The following is a 7,785-nucleotide window of genomic DNA, read 5'->3' on the forward strand; positions in this document are numbered from 1 at the left end:
ATGTCCCCCGCGGCAGCGATTCCCACGGTTTCCCTCAATGACGGAAACACGATCCCGGTCATCGGACTCGGAGTCGGTGAGCTCTCCGAGTCCGAGGCCGAGCGGTCGGTGGCCGCTGGGCTCGAAGCCGGTTACCGGCTGATCGACACCGCCGCGGTGTACGGCAACGAGGCGGCCGTTGGCCGGGCGATCAACGCGTCGGGCATCGCGCGCGAGGAGATCTACGTCACCACCAAACTCGCCGTTGCCGATCAGGGTTTCGGTTCCTCCCAGGACGCGGGCCGCGCCAGCCTCGAGCGCCTCGGCCTCGACTACGTCGACCTCTACCTCATCCACTGGCCGGCCGGCGGTCAGGGCAAGTTCGTCGACAGCTGGGGTGGGCTGATGAAGCTCAAGCAGGACGGCGTCACCCGCTCGATCGGTGTGTGCAACTTCAACGCCGATCACCTGTCGGACATCATCGACCTGTCGTTCTTCACCCCCGCGATCAACCAGATCGAACTGCACCCGCTGCTCAACCAGGCCGCGCTGCGTGAGGTCAACGCCGGCTACGGCATCGTCACCGAGGCGTACAGCCCGCTGGGTGTGGGCCGGCTGCTGGACCACGCCGCGGTGACCGCGGTCGCCGGGGCCCACGGCAAGACGCCGGCCCAGGTGCTGCTGCGCTGGAACATCCAGCTCGGCAACGTGGTGATCTCGCGGTCGGCCAATCCCGAGCGCCTCACGTCCAACCTCGAGGTGTTCGACTTCGAGCTCAGCGACGACGAGATGGCCAGCCTCAACGGACTCGACGAGGGGACCCGGTTCCGTCCGGATCCGGAGACCTACACCGGCCCCTAAGGGCACCCTCGATATACCGCACAACGGCCGGCGCATCCGCGCCGGCCGTTGTCGTTGTGCGCTCAGTCCAACGCGTTCGCCGATCGGTGGCGAAGCAGGATCGCAGTCTGTGTTCACCACGACGCCCCTTCCAACCCGATGCGGCTGGACGAAAATGGCAATTGGTCCGAACATGCCCCGAAGGGATCAGGAAGCGGTTGCGGCCGTTATCGATTCCTCAAGACCATCGCACCCTGCGGTGCCGGTTCAAGCGACCGTCTATGAGCCACCGCCGTGAATTGCTGCAACCGACAAGCTCAACACGTGAGTATTCTGAACCGGAAACAAAGTTTGCTCGGGGGGTGACGTGCCGGGGCCGGCTCGGGTGAAACTGAGGAGATGCCAGTCCCCGCCGTGTGCGCCCTCTGGCAAGACGGGCGCGGCCAAATCTCCCCACGCTGACTCGCATACCCGGGACCGCCGCGGGGCCGCCTCCCTTCCCACAAATGTCCCTATCGAAGCGCGACAGTCCTCAGACGGCGGCTTCGCACCCTTAGTTTCACGACGAGAAGAAAGTGCGGCAAAGCAGGTCCGAGCTCGGCTCGAGCCACCATCGGCTACCCAGGCAGGAGGGCGGCTCAATGACTAATCGGCAATTGTTTGACGACCTTGCAGAAGGCGAAGGCGAACGCTCGCTACGTGGTGACGGAACGACGGGAGGCTTGCTGTCGCACTATCGCGACGCAGGTAAGGCAAGGCCGTTGGCGGATTAGCAGAAGACGTGTGGGATGCAATTTTCTGAGACTTCGGACTTGCCCAGCGGCTGGAATGGCACGCAGAGGAATGCGCGGCATCGCCTGGCGACCATCTTCCTGCTCGTACTCGCCGGGGCGTCATGCCTGTCGGGCTTTGTCTTCTCAGCAGCAGGGACCCCTGCAGCGCTCAAGTACTGTCTGCTCTTCGCGCTGATCCTCACGCTGACAGCCGGCTTCGGGGTGGCCGCTCGGATTGACCGTGCGAACCTAGCCTCGAACGTCAAGACGGTCGAACGCCACGGTGTTTCGAGAACACAGATCTCGTACTCTTCCGCGCAGATTCATTCGCTCATCGGCCTGACATCGAGTTGCAGCGCCTTCTGCGTACTCGCAGCCACCGATATCTTCATCAACCAACGTGGCGGCAGCTTCCCGGCCGCTGCAGTCGTTCTCGGCGTCCTCGGCTTGTTCTTCCTGTCGTTCGTGCTGTCCGCCGCGGTAGGGCGTATTCGTCGCGGCGAAGTGACGCTGTCGAATCAGGGTGTTGAGCAACGCGGTTCGAGCTTCGAGTCTCGTTTGGACTGGGCGAGTATCGCGGGAATCAAACCGGCTTTCAACGGGCATCCCGTCATCCTGCTGATCGGATACACGAACGCCACTTGGCACCACCGATATACGACACGAATCTGGCGGATCGATCGCCTTCCGCCAGTCCCCATGATCGAACTCGACTGCCGCAAGTTCGACGTCGACTGCCGGGAGCTGTACGGCTACCTGCGTCAATACGTCGAAACGCCGGCTGCGCGTGCGGAGCTGGGCACCGAAGCGGCGATCGAACGGGCGCGACACACGGATTCAGCGCGCTGACGCAGGGTCCCTGCATGACCGATATGGCAGCGGACGGCCATGCTCAGCCCTTGGGACAGCTCTCGGCGGCCTGCCGCAACGCGGGCACCGATGGGGCGTCGACCGGCAGCCCGTAACCGCGCATGACCGCGATGAACTGCATCGCGTACTGGCAATGAAACGCCCCGTTGGGCGGCATCCAGCGCGCTGGCTCCTGATCGCCCTTGTCCTGGTTCGCCTCCCCTTGTACGGCAAGCAGATTGGCCGGATCGTTGGCGAACCGCACCCGCATGTCGTCGGTCCAGCCGCGGGCGCCCTGGTCCCATGCGTACGCCAGCGGGACGATGTGGTCGATCTGCACGGCCGCACCGACCTGGGCGCCGCGCTGGAACGGAACGGCCGCACTGGTGTAGGGATCACGCAGCACCCCGGTGGCGACCGCCGTCGGGCACCGGCTGATCGACACGTAGGTCTTGTCCACCAGATCGCGGTCGAGGATGTCGTTGCGGGTGTCGCATCCGTTGTGGCCGCCGGGTGCGCCGTTGTCGTCGGTCCACGCCTCACCGAACGCCGCGCGGCGGTAGTCGTGGCCCCGGGTTCTGGCCGGGACCACCGCGACACCCGCGAGTGGGTCGACACCGGGCGCCAGCGTCGGCACATCGGCGTCGGCGACGAACTGCCCCGAGCGCTGCGCGGTCGAATCGACGGTCTGATACGCCACCAGCACGGCGAGCACCGCGGCCAACACCAGCCACAGCGTCTGTTTCCGGCTCACGTCTTGTCCAGGTAGTCGACGCGGTCCTCCTGCACGAAAGGCGCTGCCAGCAAAGACATTCCGGCATTGCCGGGGTCGGCCGGGTAGAGGTTCTCGCAGAATCCCCTGGCCTCCTTGATGAGGTCGAGGTGTTCGGTGAGCGACAGGAAGTGCAGCGATTTGAGGCTGCCGGACTGGTTGAGCCCGAGCACGTCGCCCTCCTGGCGGACCTGCAGATCCAGGTCCGCCAGCGCGAATCCGTCGAGGGTGCTCGCGACCGCCTTGAGCCGCTCCCCCGCCTTGGACGTCTCGGGTAACCGGGTCGCCAGTAGGCACAGGCTCGGATGACTGCCGCGGCCGATGCGGCCGCGCAACTGGTGCAGCTGACTGATGCCGAACCGGTCGGCGTCCATCACCACCATGACCGTGGCGTTGGGCACGTCCACGCCGACCTCGATCACGGTGGTACACACCAGGACGTCGATCTCGCCGGCCCGGAACGCGGCCATCACCGCGTCCTTCTCGTCGCCGGACAACCGGCCGTGCATCAAGCCCAGCCGCAGCCCGGACAGCGGCCCGGTGCGCAGCCGCTCGTACAGCGCGAGCACGGTCACCGGCGGCGGGCCCTGCTCGTTGCCTGCCGGTTTGTCGCTCTCATCGATCCGGGAGGCCACCACGTAGGCTTGCCTGCCCGCGGCGACCTCCTCGACGATGCGCGCCCACGCCCGGTCCAGCCACGTCGGGTGCTTGCTGAGGAAGATCGTGTTGCTGGTGATGGGTTGGCGTCCCCGCGGGAGTTCGCGCAGCGTGGAGGTCTCCAGATCGCCGTAGACGGTCAGCGCCACGGTGCGCGGGATCGGCGTCGCGGTCATCACCAGCAGATGCGGGGTGACACCCGCACGGGCCTTGGCGCGCAAGCGGTCCCGCTGTTCGACGCCGAACCGGTGCTGTTCGTCGACCACCACCATGCCGAGGTTGTCGAACTCGACCGCGTCCTGCAGCAGCGCGTGGGTGCCGATCACGATGCCTGCCTGACCGGTGGCGACCTCGTCGCGCACCTGCCGCTTCTGATGCGGGGTCATCGAACCGGTCAGCAGCGCGATGCGGGTCGCGTTCTCCGCGCCGCCGAGTTCCCCGGCGGCCGCCAGCGGGCCGAGGATCTGCCGCATCGACCTCTCATGTTGGGCGGCAAGCACTTCCGTCGGTGCGAGCATCGCGCACTGGTATCCGGCGTCGACCATCTGCAGCATCGCCAGCACCGAGATCACGGTCTTACCCGAACCGACCTCACCTTGCAGCATGCGGTTCATCGGACGCGTAGCGGCCAGCTCCTCCGACAGCACGGCGAGCACCTCATGCTGTCCGGCGGTCAGCTCGAACGGCAACCGCTCCCGCATCGCGGCGACCACACCGTCGGACCGCAGCGGGGCGGGCGGCCCGGATTCGGTGAGCTCGCCGTAGCGCCGGGCCACCAGACCCCACTGCAGGCCGACGGCCTCGTCGTAGGTCAGCCGTTCGCGCGCCTCCTCGCGGGCGGCGTCGGTCTCGGCGAGGTGGATTCCGCGTAGTGCGGCGTCCTCGGAGACCAGATCGTGTTCGCGGACAAAGGATTCGGGCAACGGATCCGGAACCGGGTCGAGCACGTCGAGCACCTGGCGCACACAGGCGTAGATGTCCCAGCTCTGCACTTTCGCGCTGGCTGGGTAGATCGGGAAGAACTGACGCTCGAACTGGGCGAGCAGCGCATCACCGCTGGCACCCGATGCATCGGCGATCGTCTTGAGCGACTTGGTCGCGATCTTGCGCTCCGCCGTCGTCTCGAGGACGAAGAACGCCGGATGGTTCAGCTGCAGCGTGTTGCGGAAGTACTTCACCTCACCGGAGAGCATCAGCCGGGTACCGACGGGCAGCTTGTCGACCATCCAGCCAGCGTTGAAGAACGTCGCGGTGACCGTCGGATTGCGTCGCCCGAGAGTGACGCGGAGGTATTTCGGCTGCCGTTTACCGGGTTGCGGACGCATGTCCCCGATCTTGGTGTCGGTGATGACGTCGACGAACGTGACGTGCTCACCTTCTTCGAGATCGAGGCTCTCCCCCTCCCCGCGCACCGACATCCCGTCGCTGTACTTGCGCGGGTAGTGGCGCAGCAGATCGTTGACGGTGCGGATCCCGAAATGCTCCTCGAGCGGCGCCGCGGACTTGCGGCCGATGACGAAGTCGAGCCGGTCGCTCAACGTGGCCATGTCACTCGACTCCGATCAGTAGGGCGTCGCCGCGGTGGCCGGTGCGATAGGTCACCAACTCCGCGCCGAGTTGGCGTCGGTGGACATGGTCGCGCAGGGCGTCCCCGACGGCTTCGTCCACGCCGTCGCCGGTGAGCACGGTGACCAGTTCTCCGCCGGACAGCAGCAGCAGGTCGATCAGCCCGATGGCCGCGGCGGTCACATCCGGCCCGACGATCAGCACCTCGTCCCCGGAGATCCCGAGGCCGTCGCCCGGATTGCAGGCGCCGGCCCAGGTGAGCGCCTCCTCGGTGGCGACCCGCACCGATCCGTGGCGCGCCGACGCCGCGGCCCGCGCCATCGTGTAGCCGTCGTCGACGGCCTGGCGGCCGGGGTCGTGCACGGCCAGCGCGGCCAGGCCCTGCACCATCGATCCGGCGGGGACCGGCACCACGTCGATACCCCACCCGATCGCGGCGGTGCACCCGGCGACGAGTTCCTCGGCGGCGACATAACCGTTCGGCAGCACCATGACCTGGCCCGCGCCGGTGTCGACCAGACCACGCAGCAGCTGTTTGGCGGTCACCGGCGACTCGGGTTCGGGACGCAGCACGTGGGCGCCCTCACCGGCGAACAGTTCGGCCGCCCCCGGCCCGTCGACGACGGCGAGCACCGCGCGTTCGCGGCTCCAGCTGCCCTGCGGGCGGGCGGTGTCCGTCCCGGCCAGCGCGGTGATCTGGATCCGGCTGGGTGCCCCCACCGCCAGACCCGCCTCGACGGCCGCGCCTGCGTCGTCACAGTGCACGTGCACCGAGTACCGCCCCGATGCGCCTGAGGCGGCGATGACCACGGAGTCGCCGAGACTCTCCAGCCGTCGCCGCACCTTCTCCACCGCGTCGGGGCCGCAGCCGCCGAGCAGGTACATCACCTCGAACTGCGGGGTGGCGCGCTCGGGTGGCGGTGCCTGGGTGGTCGCGGGCCGGTAGGCGGGGCGGCGGGGCGCACGACCGGCCAGCACCCGGACCATGGCGTCGAGCAGGACGAGCAGGCCACGCCCGCCCGCGTCGACGACGCCGGCCTCGGCCAGCACGGGCAGCTGCGCGGTCGTGGCGTCCAGAGCGGACGCGGCGGCGTCGGCCACGGTGGTGACGGTCTCGGACAGGGCGCCGGTCGCGGCCTCGGCGGCGTCGGCGGCGGCGGCCAGCACCGAGACGATCGTGCCCGGCTGGGTGTCGAGTGCGGCGTCGACGAGGTCGACGGCGTGCCGCAGGGCGGCGGCGAACAGCGCACGGTCGACCTCGGTCACCGCTCCGCCGGGCTCGCGGGCGGCCGCGGCGGCCTCGGCGATCCCCCGCAGGATCTGCGACAGGATCGCCCCGGAATTGCCGCGCGCGCCGTGCAGTGCGCCCGCGGCCAGCGCCGCGGCGACGTCGGCGACGTCCCCGTCACAGCCCTGGGCCTCTGACCAGGCCGTCCGCATGGTGAACAGCATGTTGGTGCCGGTGTCGGCATCGGCCACGGGGAAGACGTTGAGCCCGTTGATCTCGTCGGTGTGCGCGATGAGATCCTCGACCGCGGCGTGGGCCCAGCCGCGCAGCCCCGCTGCGTCGAGTCGCCCAGCCGCCATCGCACCTCCTGTCCACACCGTCGGTCGTGCGCGCCAGCCTATCGACCGGGCCGGACATCGCTGCGGCATCGGACGGGCTTGGGGATGGCGGTGGCGGGCGGTTTTGGCGATCACCCGTACCGTCGGTATTCTGATCAGGTTGTCGGGTCATCCCGCGCTCGCCGCGGCCCAGCGACCCGGACCCACGTACTGATTTCAAGGAGTTCTAGATATGGCTGCCGTGTGCGATGTCTGCGGAAAGGGCCCCGGCTTCGGCAAGTCGGTGTCGCACTCCCATCGCCGGACCAGCCGTCGGTGGAATCCGAACATCCAGTCGGTGCGCGCCGTGAGCCACCCCGGCGGTAACAAGAAGCGCGTCAACGTGTGCACCTCCTGCCTGAAGGCCGGCAAGGTCGCGCGCGGCTGACACCGCGTTTCACACCCCGGCCGGTTGAGTTCGGTGTCGGCCGGGTAGTTCCGCGGTATGTTCCCGCGCGAGAAGAGTAGGTCAGTCCTGTTCGTCGCCGCCGCGGCGCTGGCCGTCGGTGCCTCAGCCGCCGCATGCGGTGGTGATTCCGGCGACGGCGAGACCACCAGTCCGACGTCGACGACCACCAGCGAGGCGACGACCACCGAGACGACGAGTCCGACCTCGGTGAGCGTCAGCGTCCCCGTCCCGTCTTCGGACGCCCCCTCCGGAGCCCCGGAATCCCCGGCCCCGGGTGACGGCACCGTCGTGATCCCGCCGCCTCCGGACGTCCCGTCGCCGCCGGCCATTCCACA

General features: G+C 68.3%; 6 protein-coding genes and 1 pseudogene. 4 read left to right on the plus strand and 3 right to left on the minus strand.

Features of this window, described 5'->3' with window-relative positions:
• A complete protein-coding gene (locus tag AU194_RS24080; RefSeq protein ID WP_059091766.1) occupies window positions 1-840 on the plus strand; it encodes an aldo/keto reductase in 840 nt (279 codons plus the stop codon).
• A 767-nt stretch (window positions 841-1,607) separates the two neighbouring features.
• Window positions 1,608-2,441 carry a hypothetical protein gene (locus tag AU194_RS24085; protein ID WP_059091767.1) on the plus strand — a complete coding sequence of 278 codons (834 nt, stop codon included), beginning with the start codon at window positions 1,608-1,610 and terminating at the stop codon, window positions 2,439-2,441.
• 43 nt (window positions 2,442-2,484) lie between these two features.
• Here the strand turns inward: AU194_RS24085 and AU194_RS24090 are convergent, their stop codons facing one another.
• From AU194_RS24090 to AU194_RS24100, 3 genes are read right to left on the minus strand one after another with little or no spacing between them, the layout of a single operon-like run.
• A complete protein-coding gene (locus tag AU194_RS24090) occupies window positions 2,485-3,195 on the minus strand; it encodes an HNH endonuclease family protein (RefSeq protein WP_059091768.1) in 711 nt (236 codons plus the stop codon).
• Window positions 3,192-5,417: an ATP-dependent DNA helicase RecG gene (gene recG, locus AU194_RS24095; RefSeq protein ID WP_059091769.1), complete on the minus strand. Its 2,226-nt coding sequence runs from the start codon at window positions 5,415-5,417 to the stop codon at window positions 3,192-3,194. Before recG ends, AU194_RS24090 begins: the two co-directional genes overlap by 4 nt.
• Before the next feature lies 1 nt (window position 5,418).
• Complete coding sequence (locus AU194_RS24100; protein ID WP_059091770.1) at window positions 5,419-7,023, minus strand: DAK2 domain-containing protein; 1,605 nt, start codon at window positions 7,021-7,023, stop codon at window positions 5,419-5,421.
• 211 nt (window positions 7,024-7,234) lie between these two features.
• Here AU194_RS24100 and rpmB point away from each other — a divergent pair, with 211 nt between their 5' ends.
• Both rpmB and AU194_RS32735 read left to right on the plus strand, forming a co-directional pair.
• Window positions 7,235-7,429 (plus strand): 50S ribosomal protein L28, encoded by a 195-nt coding sequence (gene rpmB, locus AU194_RS24105; RefSeq protein ID WP_059091771.1) that lies wholly within the window; start codon window positions 7,235-7,237, stop codon window positions 7,427-7,429.
• A gap of 57 nt (window positions 7,430-7,486) precedes the next feature.
• Window positions 7,487-7,785, plus strand: a pseudogene (locus AU194_RS32735) (hypothetical protein); the annotation flags it as partial.

The sequence above is a fragment of the Mycobacterium sp. GA-2829 genome, from assembly GCF_001499965.1.
GTDB lineage: Bacteria > Actinomycetota > Actinomycetes > Mycobacteriales > Mycobacteriaceae > Mycobacterium.